Annotated in this window: 14 protein-coding genes; 7 read left to right on the top strand and 7 right to left on the bottom strand. The window is 55.3% G+C overall.

Annotated features, from left to right (window positions below):
* The first annotated feature begins 252 nt into the window (after positions 1 to 252).
* Positions 253 to 1605, top strand: coding sequence for a glycerol-3-phosphate transporter (gene glpT / locus KGP16_RS01140; protein ID WP_021181519.1), 1353 nt, complete (start codon positions 253 to 255; stop codon positions 1603 to 1605).
* Positions 1606 to 1708: 103 nt separating this feature from the next.
* Positions 1709 to 2788 carry a glycerophosphodiester phosphodiesterase gene (gene glpQ / locus KGP16_RS01135; protein ID WP_021807777.1) on the top strand — a complete coding sequence of 360 codons (1080 nt, stop codon included), beginning with the start codon at positions 1709 to 1711 and terminating at the stop codon, positions 2786 to 2788.
* 122 nt (positions 2789 to 2910) lie between these two features.
* Here the strand turns inward: glpQ and KGP16_RS01130 are convergent, their stop codons facing one another.
* On the bottom strand, positions 2911 to 3813 hold the full coding sequence (locus KGP16_RS01130) for a LysR family transcriptional regulator (RefSeq protein WP_021807776.1): 903 nt from the start codon (positions 3811 to 3813) through the stop codon (positions 2911 to 2913).
* Positions 3814 to 4244: 431 nt separating this feature from the next.
* Between KGP16_RS01130 and budA the strand changes: the two genes are divergently transcribed.
* On the top strand, positions 4245 to 5024 hold the full coding sequence (budA, locus tag KGP16_RS01125; RefSeq protein ID WP_021807775.1) for an acetolactate decarboxylase: 780 nt from the start codon (positions 4245 to 4247) through the stop codon (positions 5022 to 5024).
* Positions 5025 to 5052: 28 nt separating this feature from the next.
* A complete protein-coding gene (gene alsS / locus KGP16_RS01120) occupies positions 5053 to 6732 on the top strand; it encodes an acetolactate synthase AlsS (protein WP_021807774.1) in 1680 nt (559 codons plus the stop codon).
* Positions 6733 to 7040: 308 nt separating this feature from the next.
* On the opposite strand, the gene yigL is transcribed toward alsS, so the two are convergent.
* The gene (gene yigL, locus KGP16_RS01115) at positions 7041 to 7841 is read right to left on the bottom strand and encodes a sugar/pyridoxal phosphate phosphatase YigL (protein ID WP_179249272.1); all 801 of its coding nucleotides are present in this window, start codon (positions 7839 to 7841) and stop codon (positions 7041 to 7043) included.
* A gap of 11 nt (positions 7842 to 7852) precedes the next feature.
* Entirely contained in the window at positions 7853 to 8890 is a 1038-nt protein-coding gene (gene pldB, locus KGP16_RS01110; RefSeq protein ID WP_218519994.1) for a lysophospholipase L2, read from the bottom strand.
* A 116-nt stretch (positions 8891 to 9006) separates the two neighbouring features.
* On the opposite strand from pldB, the gene rhtB reads away from it, so the two are divergent.
* Complete coding sequence (gene rhtB / locus KGP16_RS01105; RefSeq protein ID WP_021181524.1) at positions 9007 to 9627, top strand: homoserine/homoserine lactone efflux protein; 621 nt, start codon at positions 9007 to 9009, stop codon at positions 9625 to 9627.
* Between the two features lie 33 nt (positions 9628 to 9660).
* Here the strand turns inward: rhtB and rhtC are convergent, their stop codons facing one another.
* The 3 genes from rhtC to pldA are packed head-to-tail and all read right to left on the bottom strand — an operon-like array spanning position 9661 to position 13066.
* Positions 9661 to 10287: a threonine export protein RhtC gene (gene rhtC, locus KGP16_RS01100; RefSeq protein ID WP_179249273.1), complete on the bottom strand. Its 627-nt coding sequence runs from the start codon at positions 10285 to 10287 to the stop codon at positions 9661 to 9663.
* A 12-nt stretch (positions 10288 to 10299) separates the two neighbouring features.
* On the bottom strand, positions 10300 to 12132 hold the full coding sequence (gene recQ / locus KGP16_RS01095; RefSeq protein ID WP_021181526.1) for an ATP-dependent DNA helicase RecQ: 1833 nt from the start codon (positions 12130 to 12132) through the stop codon (positions 10300 to 10302).
* 55 nt (positions 12133 to 12187) lie between these two features.
* On the bottom strand, positions 12188 to 13066 hold the full coding sequence (gene pldA, locus KGP16_RS01090; RefSeq protein WP_021807771.1) for a phospholipase A: 879 nt from the start codon (positions 13064 to 13066) through the stop codon (positions 12188 to 12190).
* A 201-nt stretch (positions 13067 to 13267) separates the two neighbouring features.
* Here pldA and KGP16_RS01085 point away from each other — a divergent pair, with 201 nt between their 5' ends.
* Both KGP16_RS01085 and rarD read left to right on the top strand, forming a co-directional pair.
* The gene (locus tag KGP16_RS01085; RefSeq protein ID WP_021807770.1) at positions 13268 to 13738 is read left to right on the top strand and encodes a thioesterase family protein; all 471 of its coding nucleotides are present in this window, start codon (positions 13268 to 13270) and stop codon (positions 13736 to 13738) included.
* A gap of 101 nt (positions 13739 to 13839) precedes the next feature.
* Positions 13840 to 14727, top strand: a complete 888-nt coding sequence (gene rarD, locus KGP16_RS01080; protein WP_021807769.1) for an EamA family transporter RarD — start codon at positions 13840 to 13842, stop codon at positions 14725 to 14727.
* On the opposite strand, the gene KGP16_RS01075 is transcribed toward rarD, so the two are convergent.
* Positions 14719 to 15780 carry an AbrB family transcriptional regulator gene (locus tag KGP16_RS01075; RefSeq protein ID WP_209524014.1) on the bottom strand — a complete coding sequence of 354 codons (1062 nt, stop codon included), beginning with the start codon at positions 15778 to 15780 and terminating at the stop codon, positions 14719 to 14721. The genes rarD and KGP16_RS01075 overlap by 9 nt on opposite strands.
* Positions 15781 to 15857 lie beyond the last annotated feature (77 nt).

Genomic DNA, 15857 nt, shown 5'->3' with positions numbered 1-15857 from the left:
GCCATGAATGTGACAAACATCACGTATTTGTGCTATTTAGCCATTCCAAAATGTTAACCGATCACTCAAAATTCGCCACAGTTTCATAAAAGTGTAACAAATGAGCCATCCATCACGGTGTGACCGGGGGGTTTTCTCTAGCATTGCGCTCGTTATGGAACATTTAACAACACTTCAGGTATCCGCAAGCTCATCTTCAGGACAGCCGTTTCCTGTTGAGGCAATAAACAGATAAAGCCATCGGAGGCGCTCATGTTGAGTATTTTTAAGCCAGCCGCACACATTTCTCGTGTGCCAGTCGACAAGGTAGACCCGCTCTACCGTAAGCTGCGCTGGCAGATTTTTATGGGGATCTTTTTTGGTTACGCCGCCTACTATCTGGTGCGTAAAAACTTCACCCTGGCGATGCCGTATCTGATCGATCAGGGCTTCAGCCGTGGTGACCTGGGCTTCGCGCTGTCAGGGATTTCCATCGCCTACGGTTTCTCCAAGTTCATCATGGGGTCGGTTTCAGACCGCTCCAACCCGCGCGTATTTCTACCCGCCGGCCTGATACTGGCCGCTGCCGTCATGCTGTTTATGGGCTTCGTGCCTTGGGCAACCTCCAGCATTGCCGTGATGTTCGTGCTGCTGTTCCTGTGTGGTTGGTTCCAAGGTATGGGCTGGCCGCCTTGTGGCCGTACCATGGTGCACTGGTGGTCGCAGAAAGAGCGTGGCGGTATCGTTTCGGTATGGAACTGTGCGCACAACGTCGGTGGCGGCCTGCCTCCACTGCTGTTCCTGCTAGGTATGGCCTGGTTTAACGACTGGCATGCGGCGCTGTATATGCCCGCCTTCGGTGCGATCCTGGTGGCCCTGATCGCCTTCGCCTTGATGCGTGACACCCCGCAATCTGTTGGTCTGCCACCGATTGAAGAATACAAAAACGACTATCCGGATGATTATACCGAAGAAGCAGAAGAAGAGCTGACGGCCAAGCAGATCTTCATGCAGTACGTGTTGCCAAACAAACTGCTGTGGTACATCGCGATCGCCAACGTGTTCGTGTATCTGCTGCGCTACGGCATCCTGGACTGGTCACCAACCTACCTGAAAGAAGTGAAACACTTCGCACTGGATAAGTCCTCCTGGGCCTACTTCCTTTACGAATACGCTGGTATTCCAGGCACCCTGCTGTGCGGCTGGATGTCGGACAAGGTGTTTAAAGGCAACCGTGGTGCCACCGGGGTGTTCTTCATGGTGCTGGTAACCATCGCCACCATCGTTTACTGGCTGAACCCGGTGGGTAACCCTGGCATCGATATGGCCTGTATGATCACCATCGGCTTCCTGATCTATGGCCCAGTCATGCTGATCGGCCTGCACGCGCTGGAACTGGCACCGAAGAAAGCGGCAGGTACCGCCGCCGGCTTTACCGGTCTGTTCGGTTACCTGGGGGGCTCGGTCGCAGCCAGCGCCATCGTCGGCTATACCGTTGACTACTTCGGTTGGGACGGCGGCTTTATGGTGATGATCGGCGGCAGCATCGGTGCGGTGATCCTGCTGGTGCTGACCATGATCAGCGAGAAGAAACACCACGCAGAAATCGCGGCTAAACGCGGCTAAAAGCTAAGCGGGCGCAGTATGCAGCGCCCCTACCCTTTATCGTTAATCTAAGGCCGCGCTTGTGCGGCCTTTTTCTTACCTCTACAACATGGAGCTACACAGAATGCGGACTCAAACCAAAGCCCTGCTGACAGGGATCATTCTTGCCACTTCAATGCTCAGTGCCGCCCAGGCTGCGGATAAAGTCGTTATCGCTCACCGCGGTGCCAGCGGCTATCTGCCGGAGCATACGTTACCGGCCAAGGCAATGGCCTACGCGCAGGGCGCCGACTTCCTTGAGCAAGATCTGGTGATGACCAAAGACAACGAACTGGTAGTGTTGCACGACCACTATCTGGATCGCGTCACCGACGTTGCCGAACGTTTCCCGGACCGGGCGCGTAAAGATGGCCGCTACTACGCCATCGACTTTACGCTGCCTGAGATCAAATCACTGAAGTTCACCGAAGGCTTTGATATCAAAGACGGTAAGCAGGTGCAAAGCTACCCTGGCCGCTTCCCGATGGGCAAATCCGACTTCCGCGTCCACACCTTCCAGGAAGAGATCGAGTTCGTGCAGGGCCTCAACCATTCAACCGGCAAGAACATCGGCCTCTACCCGGAAATCAAGGCCCCCTGGTTCCATCAGCAGGAAGGAAAAGACATCTCCACCAAGGTGCTGGAAGTCCTCAAGCAATACGGCTACACCAGCAAGAGCGACAACGTCTATCTGCAGTGTTTTGATGCCAACGAGCTGAAACGCATCAAGGATCAGTTGGAACCCAAAATGGGGATGGATCTGAAGCTGGTACAGCTGATTGCCTACACCGACTGGAACGAAACCTACGAGCAGAAGGCTGACGGCAAGTGGGTCAACTATGACTACGACTGGATGTTCAAACCGGGCGCGATGAAAAAGATCGCCCAGTATGCCGACGGCATCGGGCCTGATTATCACATGCTGATCGTCGAAGAGAAATCGAAGCCGAACCAGATTGTGTTGACCGATATGGTCAAGGACGCTCATGCCAGCAATATGGCGGTGCACCCTTACACCATTCGTGCCGATAAGCTGCCGAAATACGTCACTGACGTGAACCAGCTGTTCGACGCGATTTACAATCAGGCGGGCGTTGACGGCGTGTTTACCGACTTCCCGGACAAGGGTGTACAGTTCCTGCAAAAGCAGGGGCAACATAAGTAACGACAACTCCCCACCGGGTTACCCGGTGGGGATCAGAACCAAGCCTGCCGTAACAGCAAAGCAACCACATAAATGCCTATGCCAGAGGCTGAACCGGGATTGAAAAGCTCGATCGAGCCACTTCATTGCCAGCTTGGAGGTTGACCAATACGCTCAGTGAGCAAACTCATAAAAACGCTCAATTTGGCCGAAATTCTGGCTGCTGGGCGCAATAGATAGATCCCTTGTTCCTCGCCGCGTGGATCTGCCAGCAGGGGCAACAAACTTCCTGCCTGAATATCCGGCCCCACCACCCAGTTAGGCAAGAAAGTGATGCCTAATCCGAGTAATGCCGCTTGGCGTTGTGCCGAGAAATCATCACAGCGCAACACCATCTTGCACTGATTCATCAGAGGTTCACTGAGGATTTGCGCCCAGCAAGCGGGTTGCTGTTTGTGATAGCGGGCGATCAACTGATGATCACGTAACTCCTGTAGGTTGGCCGGTTTCCCATTGCGAACGATATAGTCCGGGCTGGCACACATGAACCAGCGCTGTGTAGCGATGCGGTTTGCGTACAGTGAACTGTCTTTCTGCTCGCCGATACGGATGGCGGCGTCCAGCATTTCTTGTTTCGGATCGGTCTGGCGTTCGGTGAGATCCAACTCAACTACCAACCTTGGATAACGCTGGATTAGCACCGGTAAGAGCGGCAACAGATAGGTTTTACCGAAAGTGGGCAAGCAACTGATACGCAGCACGCCTTGCGGAGTCTCGTTTTGCGCTGCCAGTTCGGCGCGGATATCGATGATTTGCGTCAGCAACTGTGAGGCGCGCTTTTTCAGCATTTCACCAGCTTCGGTCAGCACCAGGCCGCGAGTTGAGCGCACAAACAGCATGACGCCAAGTTCACCTTCCAGCGTATCGATATGCCGCACCAATGAAGAAGGCACCATGCCCAGTTTGCGTGCGGCGGCAGAGAAGCTACCCAATTGGGCAACATCGAGAAAGATCGGCAAATGTTCGGCATAGCGTGCGTCATTCATCTTTGCATTATATGCAAAAGCATTTCTTATGAATACTCGGTTCTCTACCGGCTGAGTTAACGTTACTCTACCTCCAGAGTAAAGCAGCAATATCGCACTGAAAATATTAAATTATCAAGATAAAATGCCTTGGTTTATTTTTATAAACCTTAAAATTTGATATGGAATAGTGAATTAATCTGCTGAATTTATTTTCAAATTAATACCACATTAACCGTAAACGTGATGTGTCACGGTTAAAATCATTAGAAGGTCTTTGTTTTATCTAGACTCTGCTTGAGTCCGGCACGTTGCCTGTTTGTATCACTGTTTTTTTGCCGTTGCCAGCTGAAGGGTTCTAAGTGGGCACTTTGGCAGCGGCAGGTTTGCTCATGCTCTTGAGCATTTAAACGCATAGCACTTTAGATGCCGTGCGGGTGGAGGAGGTGGTAATGAATGAAAATCACGGCTGTTCATGTGCGCAGCAGTTGGCGCAAGGTTTTGCCAGGCAAGCGCTGGATTGTGGTCAGGGGGAAATTTATCAGACCTCATTGATGAGCGCCTTGCTTGGTGGCGTTTACGAAGGGGATGTCACTATCGCCGAATTGCTCACACACGGTAATTTCGGTCTAGGGACCTTCAACCATCTTGATGGTGAACTGATCGCTTTTGATCGGGAAGTACATCAGTTGCGTGCAGATGGCAGCGCCCGCGCGGCCAGTCTGCAACAAAGAACGCCGTTCGCGGTGGTCACTTTTTTTCAGCCTAGCGTGACGCTAAAGATGGAAAAACCGATCTGCAAAGCCGACCTGCACCGGTGCATCGACCAGCAGGTAGCTTCACCTAATCTGTTCTGTGCGCTACGGGTTGATGGTCTGTTCAGCCACGTGGAAACTCGGACCGTACCGCGGCAAGAGCGGCCCTACAAACCGATGCTGGAAGCGATCGAAGCGCAGCCGACCTTTGCATTTCAGCAACGCAGCGGCACATTGGTAGGATTCCGCTCACCTGATTATATGCAGGGCATCAGTGTTGCGGGTTACCACGAACACTTTATCACCGACGATCGCATCGGTGGGGGTCATGTATTGGATTATCAGCTCGATCATGGCCGTCTGCAGTTTGGCGTGATCGCTCGTCTCAATCTTCAATTGCCGCACGATGCGGATTTCCTGTGCGCCGATCTCTGTCCAGAGGATTTGGATTGCGCCATTCGTTCTGCCGAGGGTTAATCGGCGTCGTTTTTTCAGGAGGTGGATTATGGTTGGTTCAGACAATCACTGGCGGTGTGGGGCAGATTTGGTGGTTAAAAATCTGCACGCGCAGGGTGTGAAACAGGTATTTGGTATCCCCGGAGCTAAAATAGACCGCGTATTCGATGCGTTGGAAGATGAACCTGAGATAAAAACCGTGGTGGTACGTCACGAAGCCAACGCGGCGTTTATGGCAGCGGCAGTTGGCCGCTTGACCGGCAAGGCAGGGGTCGCACTGGTGACCTCCGGGCCGGGCAGTTCTAACCTGATCACCGGGCTGGCCACCGCAACCTCCGAAGGGGATGCGGTGGTGGCCTTGGGCGGAGCGGTGAAACGTGCTGACAATCTGAAACAAACACACCAGAGCATGGATACCGTCAGCATGTTCCGGCCAGTCACCAAATATTGTGCCGAGGTACATACCGGTTCCGCCATTTCAGAAGTCATGGCCAATGCGTTTCGCAGTGCTGAATTTGGCCGTCCTGGGGCTGCGTTTATCAGCTTGCCGATGGATATCATCAATGAACCGGTTACGGCACCGGTGCTGACCGGATGCCGCTCACCCCGTCTGGGGGCCGCTTCAACCGAAGACATTCATGAGGCGCTTAAACTGATCCAGCAGGCGAAATGTCCGGTACTGTTACTGGGGCTGCAAGCCAGCCGCCCAGAAAACAGTGCCGCAATACGCCATTTGTTACAGCGTACGCATATGCCGGTGGTAGGAACCTATCAAGCCGCCGGAGTGATTGATGTTAATGATTTTTCCCGCTTTGCTGGCCGCGTCGGGTTATTCAACAATCAGCCTGCCGACCAACTGTTGCAAAAGGCCGATCTGGTGGTCAGTGTGGGTTATAGCCCGATCGAATACGACCCCTGCATGTGGAACAGCCAAAGGCGGTTGATGCTGGTACATATCGATGTACAACCGGCCGAAATTGATACCTGTTACCGCCCAGATGTGGAGCTGATTGGCAATATCAACGCCACTATCAATTTGCTGACCGAAGGTTTCAGCAATGTGCTCAGTATGCCTGCCGAAGTGGAACTGATCTTATCCGATCTCGGCCTGCAGCGCGCAGAGCTGGCAGAGCGTGCTGCAGGCCGTGGCGGCATGCCGATTCATCCGTTGCGCATCGTCAAGGAACTGCAGGATATCGTCAGCGATGACGTGACGCTATGTGTGGATATGGGGAGCTTCCATATCTGGATCGCTCGCTATTTGTATTGCTTCCGTGCCCGCCAACTCCTGATCTCCAATGGCCAGCAGACCATGGGGGTTGCCCTGCCGTGGGCCATTGGTGCGGCGTTGGTCCGGCCAGGAGACAAAGTGTTATCCATCTCCGGCGATGGGGGATTTATGCAATCGAGTATGGAGTTGGAAACCGCAGTGCGGCTGAAAGCCAATATTGTGCATGTGATTTGGGTGGATAATGCCTACAACATGGTGGAGATGCAGGAGGTGAATAAATATCAACGCAAGTCTGGTGTAGAGTTTGGCCCGATTGATTTCAAAGCCTATGCAGAGGCATGCGGCGCCGTCGGATTTGCAGTGCAATCAGTGGAGGATTTGCGGTATATGTTGCGTAAGGCTATGGAAATTGAGGGGCCGGTGGTGGTGGCGATCCCGGTAGATTATGCTGACAATTACAAACTGATGGCTCAAATGAACTTTAGCCAAATGATTTGATTCGGGCTAGGGAAAACGTTCCCTTAGGCTACCCCTTGGAGACTGTAAACGTCGTTCACCTGACGGTGCACTACGCCAGGAGGGCATTTGCCTTCCTGTTTCCATAACGCAAGTGCTCTGCTATAAGCCGTGCTTTATGCCGTGGCTATCAACAGCCGGCACAGATCGGTCGGATGGTGTCGGTACCAACACAGACGTTTTCCATCTCAGGTGCATAGCACTGAACCCAATGGTAAATCGTTTTGTGGCACGGAATGTGAGCTGAGTCGCTCGGCGGGCGCAGCCGGTGAAGACTGCGCCCCAACCAGTTAAATCGAGTACATTTTACGCAGGTAATGAGGCACCGCGTCGTCAACGTTGGAGCCAATCACTTCCAGCTCCGGCAGCTTGTCTTTCAGACGCTGCTGGGCATCCTGCATGATGCAGCCTTTCCCCGCCATTGACAGCATTTCCAGATCGTTCATGCCGTCGCCAAAGGCGATGCACTCTTTGAGCGAATAGCCGATGATCTTGGCGACTTCTTCCAACGCATGGCCTTTCGAGACGCCACCGGCCATCACTTCCAGGCAGGTTGGGAACGAGAAGCTGACGTTGACCCGATCGCCCCAGCGTGCGTTGATGGCATCTTCCAGCGGCAGCAGTTTCTCATGATCGTCACAGGTGAAATACACCTTGCACACGCCATCGGTTTCCAGCAAGCCCGGCTCAAACAACTGATATTTAAAGATCGATTCCTGGAAAAATTCTTCCTGCTCCGGGCTTTCACGGTTCATGAACCAGTCGTCGTTGCGGTAGACGTTGGTCAGGATCTCCTGGTTGTCGTGCATCATGTTGTACAGATCGCGGGCGATATCCTCATCCAGGTTGTGGCTGAAGATCAGCTCACCGGCGGTGTTATGTACCCGCGCACCGTTGGAGGTGATCATAAAAGCACTGATGCCGAGATTATCGCGGATCTGGGAAACGTCGATATGGTGGCGGCCGGTAGCGAAAACAAAGTGCACGCCCTGCTGCGTCAGCAGCTGCAGCGTTTCTTTGGCGTACGGTGTCAGGGTGTGCTCAGGGGACAGCAGAGTGCCATCTAAATCGGAAGCAACGACGTGATACATAGCGATATGTTCTAACCTCTAGTGGAATTTTCGGCGGCAGCAGTACCACCTAAGTGCTGAGCAAAGAAACGCAGGATTGCGTTCAGTGCCTCGGCGCGCATCGCGTCCCGTTCGAACAGGATCTCATGGCGAGCGCCTTTGATAACCCACGGTTTTCCCCCTTCACAAGGGTGCCCCGCGTCTGACAGTGCCTGACAAAAAGCGCGCTGGGAACGGTTGTCGACCACCCGATCCTCACCGGCCTGCAATAATAAAATCGGCGTAGTGATGTTAGCAGCCTGGGCGATGATCTGCTGCCCGGCCTGAATACTTTCCTTGACCCAGTGATAGGTTGGCCCACCTACCCGCAGTTCGGGATGATCGGCGTAATAACGCAGGTTGCGGCGATAACGCTCGCGGCTGTGGGTCAACGTATTGACCACAAAGGGTAAGGGACGCCAATGCCCGGTGCCCACCGCGTAATAGTCACGCAGCCCTGGGCGTTTTTCCGTCCAGCTCAAAATACCGTTGGCCATCCAGCCCGGCATCGGCAGATAAATGCCCAACATCGGCGCGCAGAGTGCGACGGCGGCGAACGACTGTGGCTCACGTGCCAAAAACTGCGCCAGTATCGCGCCCCCCATAGAGTGTGCCAGCGCGACGTGCTGCCGGTAACCCAAGGGTTTAACCTGCTGATGATAAAACTGGGCAAAATCGTCTACGTAGTCGGCAAAGTTTACCACATGCCCCCGGTGCGTATCTGCCAGCATCCGCCCGGATAACCCCTGACCACGATGATCGATGATCATCACGTCATAGCCGCAGTGAAACAGATCGTACGCCACTTCGGGGTACTTGATATAGCTTTCGATGCGCCCGGGGCTTATCACCACCACCCGCTGGTGTAGCGGGGAAGCTAAGCGCACAAAGCGGATGGGTACGCCCCCGACGCCGATGAACTCCCCTTCCTCACGTCTCCGCCAAAAATCCAGCAGTGGCCCAGTCGCGAAGGCAGAAAACTGCTTTTCACGGTTTAACCATTCAGCTGGATCGAGGGTGATTGACGACATGGCCTACCTTTTAACGGGATGTTCAGAGAGGTAAATGTGATCTCTGGCACGGGAAATCATACTAGCGTATTGTGGCACAAATTGGTGACAAATTGGTGTATTCAGGGAGCATTGCGATGACCTTAGACTGGTGGTTAACCTATCTGCTGACAACCCTTATCCTCAGCCTTTCCCCCGGCTCCGGTGCCATCAACACCATGAGTACCGGCATCAGCCACGGCTATCGCGGAGCGGCAGCGTCAATTGCAGGCCTCCAGGTTGGCCTGAGTATCCATATCGTGCTGGTGGGGATTGGCCTCGGCGCGGTAGTCTCCCAATCGCTGCTGGCCTTTGAACTGCTGAAATGGTTTGGTGCGGCCTATCTGGTGTGGCTGGGTATCCAGCAGTGGCGTGCCGCAGGTGCGTTGGATCTGCACACTCTGGCAGGCACCATGCCACGGCGCCGTCTGTTTCGCCGCGCCGTACTGGTGAATCTGACCAACCCCAAGAGCATCGTGTTTCTGGCAGCCCTGTTCCCGCAGTTTATCATGCCCAACCAGCCCCAGGCCGAGCAGTATGTCATTCTCGGCGTCACCACGGTGGTGATCGATATTCTGGTGATGATTGGCTATGCCACGCTGGCCACGCGCATTGCCGGTTGGTTAAAGACCCCTCGCCAAATGCAGTTGTTAAACCGGATTTTTGGCTCGCTGTTTATTCTGGTGGCGGGATTACTGGCAACGGCTAGAAAGGCATGATCTACCGGGCCGCAGGGGTCGGCCCGGTAATCATTAACGCGTGAAGATCAGATGCAGGCCAAAACCGGTGAACAACACCCCGGCCAGGCCATCGATCCACTTCGCCATCCGCTGATAGCCCCGGCGCATAGCGGGTAACGCAAAGATGATCGCCACCAGGGTGAACCAGATAAAGGTTTCACCGGTGATCAGAGCGAACAGTCCCCAGCGCGCTCCGGCACCTACATCCTCGCCGACAAACAGCGAGAACACGCTACCGAAGTAGATAACAGCCTTGGGATTGGAAAGGTTGGTGAGCAAGCCACGGATAAAGCTGCGGCCCGGCTTGGGTAACGCCACCTTCACTTCTGCTGCCGGAGCAGTTTGCGCATTCTGGCCACGGGCGGAGCGCAGCAGTTGCCAGCCCATCCAGCACAGATACAGGCCACCGCCCACCATGATGATCTGGTGCAACCAGGCCATCTTTTGCAGGATCAGGTTCAACCCCAGCAGCGCCACACCGGCCCAGACCATGACGCCGAGGGAAATCCCCACCACGCCCATCATCGCCTCGCGACGGGAGCGGCTGGCTGCGGTTTGCGATACAAAAAAGAAGTCCGGCCCTGGGCTCATCAGCGCAATCAAATGCACCATCGCCACCGTTAAAAACAACATCAGCATGAGTGATTATCCTTATTCGTCGTCACCGTCGAGGTGAGCGCGGATCAGCGCCATAAATGGCGCACCAAAACGTTCCAGCTTACGCTGCCCCACGCCGTTGACGCTCAACAACTCGCTGGCCCTGATCGGCATCTGTTCGGCCATCTCCAGCAGCGTTGCGTCGTTGAACACCACGTACGGGGGGATGTTCTCTTCGTCGGCAATCGATTTACGCAGCTTGCGCAGTTTGGCAAACAGCTTGCGATCGTAATTGCCGCCGTAGGATTTCTGATTGGCGCTGCTGCGTACCTTGAAGCTCTGAATACGCGGCACCGCCAGCTGTAATACCACTTCGCCACGCAGCACCGGGCGCGCGGCCTCGGTCAGTTGCAGTGCCGAATGCATCGCTATGTTCTGGGTGATAAAGCCCAGATGGATCAGTTGGCGCAGCACGCTGGTCCAGTGTTCGGTGGTCTGATCGCGGCCAATGCCGTACACCGGCAGCTTTTCATGACCAAACTCGCGGATACGCTGGTTATTGGAGCCGCGTAGCACCTCCACCACATAGCCAATGCCGAAGCGTTGCCCAACGCGGCCAATCGCCGAGAGTGCCTTACGGGCATCCTCCAGGCCGTCATAACGCTTGGGCGGATCGAGGCAGATATCGCAGTTGCCACAGGCCTGCTGCTTGCCTTCACCGAAGTAGTTCAGCAGCACCAGGCGGCGACAGGTTTGCGCTTCGGCAAATGCCCCCATGGCGTTGAGCTTATGGCGTTCGATATCCAACTGCTGCCCTGCCGGTTTCTCTTCCAGGCAACGGCGTAACCAGGCCATATCCGCCGGGTCATACAGCAGGATCGCTTCCGCTGGCAGGCCATCACGCCCTGCACGGCCAGTCTCCTGATAATAGGACTCTATGTTGCGCGGAATATCGAAGTGCACCACAAAACGCACGTTAGGTTTGTTGATGCCCATACCGAAGGCGACGGTAGCCACCACCACCTGCAAATCATCACGCTGGAAAGCCTCCTGCACCTGGGAGCGGCGTTCGTTGTCCAGCCCGGCGTGATAGGCCCCAACGCTCAACCCACGGCTTTGCAGACGTGCGGTGGTGTCTTCCACCTTGGCGCGGCTGTTGCAGTAAATAATGCCGCTTTTACCGCGCTGGTCCTGCACGAAGCGCCAAAGTTGGTCGAGCGGCTTGAACTTCTCCACCAGCGTGTAGCGGATATTGGGGCGGTCGAAACTGCTGATCTGGATTAGCGGCTCGTCTAGCGCCAACAGGCGAACGATATCCCCCCGCGTGGCTTCATCGGCGGTGGCCGTCAATGCCACTACCGGCATGGTCGGGAAACGTTGCTTCAACTGGCCCAGTGCGCGGTATTCCGGGCGGAAGTCGTGGCCCCACTGGGAAATACAGTGCGCCTCGTCCACCGCCAGCATCACCGGCGGGCAGTGATCCAACAGTTCGAGGAAGCTGTCCATCATCAGCCGTTCAGGCGCGATATACAGCATCTTGATCTGGCCGCTGCGGCAACCTGCCATCACCTCAAGCTGCTGCTCGCGCGTTTGCGTCGAGTTATAGCAGGCGGCGGAAACGCCATAGGCCAAGAGCTGATCGACCTGATCTTTCATCAAGGAAATCAGTGGAGATACCACCAGCGTCAGTCCATCCATCACCAGCGCCGGGATTTGATAGCACAGCGATTTACCCCCGCCGGTCGGCATCACCACCAGGCAATCCTGGCCGCCGATAATTGCGTTGATAATCGTTTGTTGACCCGGACGGAACTGCTGGTAGCCGAAGGTATCGCGTAATACCTGCTCTGCCAGCAACTCTCTGTTTATCACTGCTGCGGTTGACACACACTTCCCCATTTATCGCTATCACGGTGCCTGACTGACACCGCTATTACCTAAACTACATAATATCGTTAAGCATGACACCAACACCCAGCCGTGTCTGCTTGAAGTTGTAATCAATCATCGATTCGCCGTAGCCGCTGAACACCTGGGTATAGAAACGAACATGGCTGGTAATTGGGTAGCTCCAGCCCACCTGCGCGCCGCCATAACCGCTATTCCAGTTGTACTGGCCTTCGGCACTGAACACGCTTTCCCCCAAGGCATAGCCCACCGTCAGACGGTAATAGCCCATATACTTGGTGATATCCGGGTTATCGTCGTTGCTGTCGCTTTCCGAGAAGCGGAACCAGGGTTTGACCTCGACCTGCCAGTCGCCGTTCTGCGCCATCAGGCGTGCATAGCCACGGTTCCAACTGCGTGAGGTAGGATCTTCACGGCCATTGGACTCATGATTCAGACCCACTTCGATATCACGCAGCGTCCAGCCGGCAAACTTATACGCCGTAGCCCAGCCGACAAAAATTTGCGGTTCGTAGTTGGTTTCACGAAACGGTGAGGACTCGTCATGGTTGGAGAACTGCCACCAGGAACGTTGGGTGTACGATGCTCCCAATACCGAGTTCTCACCGGCAATGCCACGCCAGATCGGGAAGGCCAGGCTGAGCTGGAACTTTACCTCATCCTTGCGGGCATTTTCCGCCCAGCTATAGGATTTGATCGCTTCTTTGTTCAGATCGCTGGTATCGGTATAAATCAGGTAGTTCGTTTCATAAGGATACAGAGTGAACGGATTATCATAGTGTTGCAGCATGTTACCGATGATGCTGCCACGAACCGCCGGTTTATTCAGATTCTTTTGCTCGGTGGCCTCATCGGCCTGCACCACTACTGGCGCAAACAGCATCGCCATCACAATCCCAGACAGAACGCGCATAATTTTTTCACTCTCGAAAGATAAGGAAAAACCCGGAAATAAAAGCAGGCTATTTTACACACATTGCTGGTTTTACCGCACTAGTGAATACATTTATCTGCCAGGCCTGGAAAGCAACAAAAGATAAGCATAAAATCCACAAGTCATTAACCTGGACTGACCAGTACATCGGCTGGCCGAACTCAAATAAAGAAAGGAACTATGTCACACACAACTTTGACCCTCGAGGCCGCCCGCCAGAAAATAGGCGAAATCTTCGTCTATCACATGCCGTTTAACCGTGAATTGGGGCTGGAGCTTCGCCGCTTTGAGGATGATTACGTTGAATTGAGCTTTACTAACCAACCTAAGCTGGTGGGCAATGCCGCCCAGAAAATCCTGCATGGCGGCGTGATCGCTTCCGTACTGGATGTTGCCGCCGGGCTAGCGTGCGTGGGCAGCGTGCTGATGCGTCAGGACCCGCTGATCGAGGAAGAGCTGGCGTCCCGTTTATCGCGCATGGGGACGATCGATCTGCGCGTCGACTATCTGCGCCCAGGCCGCGGCGAGCATTTTGTTGCTTCCGCCAGCGTACTGCGCAGCGGTAATAAAGTGGCGGTGGCACGCGTTGAGCTGCACAACCACGATGGCTTACACATCGCCAGCGCCACCGCCACCTACCTGGTGGGCTAAGGGTGCCAGCCGGTTGTGATCCATACACCACACAATTGTGGGACACGGCCGGTTATCTTCAGTAAAATCACCGCATCTCCTTTTCCCACCCGGTAACCGTCATGGACGCACAACAGACGCGGCAGGGCATTTTCTTTGCTCTGGCCGCCTATTTTATTTGGGGTATCGCCCCCGCCTATTTCAAGCTGATCCAACAGGTCCCTGCCGATGAAATCCTCACCCACCGGGTGATCTGGTCGTTCTTCTTTATGCTGGGGCTGGTGTCATTGGGCCGCAATTGGCCGCAGGTGCGGGCCGCTTGTAAAAACCGCAAGCGGCTACTGCTGCTGGCCGTTACCGCGCTGCTGGTGGGAGGGAACTGGCTGCTGTTTATCTGGGCGGTGAATAACCACCATATGCTGGAGGCCAGCCTGGGCTATTTCATCAATCCACTGGTGAACGTGCTGCTGGGGATGCTGTTCCTGGGCGAGCGTTTCCGCCGTATGCAGTGGGTGGCCGTAGCCTTGGCCTTTACCGGGGTGTTGGTACAGCTGTGGCAGTTTGGTTCGCTGCCGATCATCGGGCTTGGCCTGGCCTTCAGCTTTGCCTTCTACGGCCTGCTGCGCAAGAAGATTGCCATTGATGCACAAACCGGCATGCTGATCGAAACCCTGTGGCTGCTGCCGGTGGCCGCCATCTACCTGTTCCTGATTGCCGATAGCCCAACCAGCCATCTGAGCGCCAACCCCTGGTCGCTGAATTTACTGCTGGTTGCCGCCGGGGTGGTCACCACCGTGCCACTGCTGTTCTTTACCGCAGCGGCCACCCGTCTGCGCCTGTCGACGCTCGGGTTCTTCCAATACCTCGGGCCAACGTTGATGTTCCTGCTGGCAGTCACCTTCTACGGTGAGACCATCGGCCAGGATAAGCTGGTGACCTTTGGCTTTATCTGGGCGGCGTTGGTGTTGTTCCTGTTGGATGCCTTATACCAGCAACGAAAGCTACGTTGATTGTACCGGCTGGGCATGGTTAGAGATGAATCTGGCCATCGCCGGGCCGGTCAGCAAAATAGTAAACAGCCGCAGCGTCTGCATCGCCATCACAAAGGTCATATCAACCCGGCTGCCTGCGGCGATGATCGCCACGGTATCCAATCCGCCGGGGCTGGTGGCCAGATAGGCCGTCAACAGATCGACCGGCAGGAACAGGGTCAACATCCACCCCAGCCCGCTGCAAAACAGCATCAGCGCGACAATCGAGACCACCATCTGCGGCAAGGTGCGCAATGCCAGCAGGAAGATGGCCCGGGTAAAACGCAGCCCGACGCTCCAGCCAATCAGCGTGTAGGCCAGCGCCAGCAGCCATTCGGGCACTTGTAACATCATGGTGCCAGTGGAATGTAATGCCGCCCCCGCGATCATTGGCAACATCAGCGCACCGGAAGGAATGCGCAGGCGCGGTCCTAACCAGGAGCCGATAACGGCTACGGCCAAAGTACCGGCAAAGCGCCAGTCGAGGGCGGGGAACCACTCCAGAGCGGCGCTCCCATGCCCAGCTTCATCTCCCAGGCCGATACGCGCCACGACCGCTGCTGCCGTCGCGACAAACAGCACGCGCAGATACTGCATAAACGCCACCAGCCGCACATCTGCGCCGAAATCTCCCGCCATCGCCACCATCGCCGATGCGCCGCCAGGGGAAGATCCCCAGGCACCGGTAGGGCCAGGCAGACCACTGAAACGCACCAGGCACCAGCCGGAAACGCCGCTCGCCAACAACGTCGCGATCAGCACCAGCAATACCAGCGGCCAATCATCCAACAGGGGGGTAAGAATATTGGGCGAAAGGCTTTGGGCGATCATACAACCCAGGATCGCCTGTGCAGCAATAAATAGGGGGCCAGGGATGCGCACCGAAGCGCCGAGCAGCCCCATCGCGACGCCGACAATCATCGGCCCAAGCAACAAGGCGGCAGGAACATGGAAGGCCTGTAGACCAAACCCCAACACCAGCGAAGCCAGCAGCAGGATCAGCCATTGAATGACGCGTGGAAACTTCTCCATTAAGACGCATGCCTTACGAGCCGATAAGCAGTGGGGATATTCTACCCCGGTTTAACGGGCTAAAGCGGGGATCATTG

The sequence above is a fragment of the Serratia sp. JSRIV006 genome, from assembly GCF_019968685.1.
In the GTDB taxonomy this organism is placed as follows: domain Bacteria; phylum Pseudomonadota; class Gammaproteobacteria; order Enterobacterales; family Enterobacteriaceae; genus Chania; species Chania fonticola_B.
This window is presented reverse-complemented; position numbering and strand designations above follow the sequence as displayed.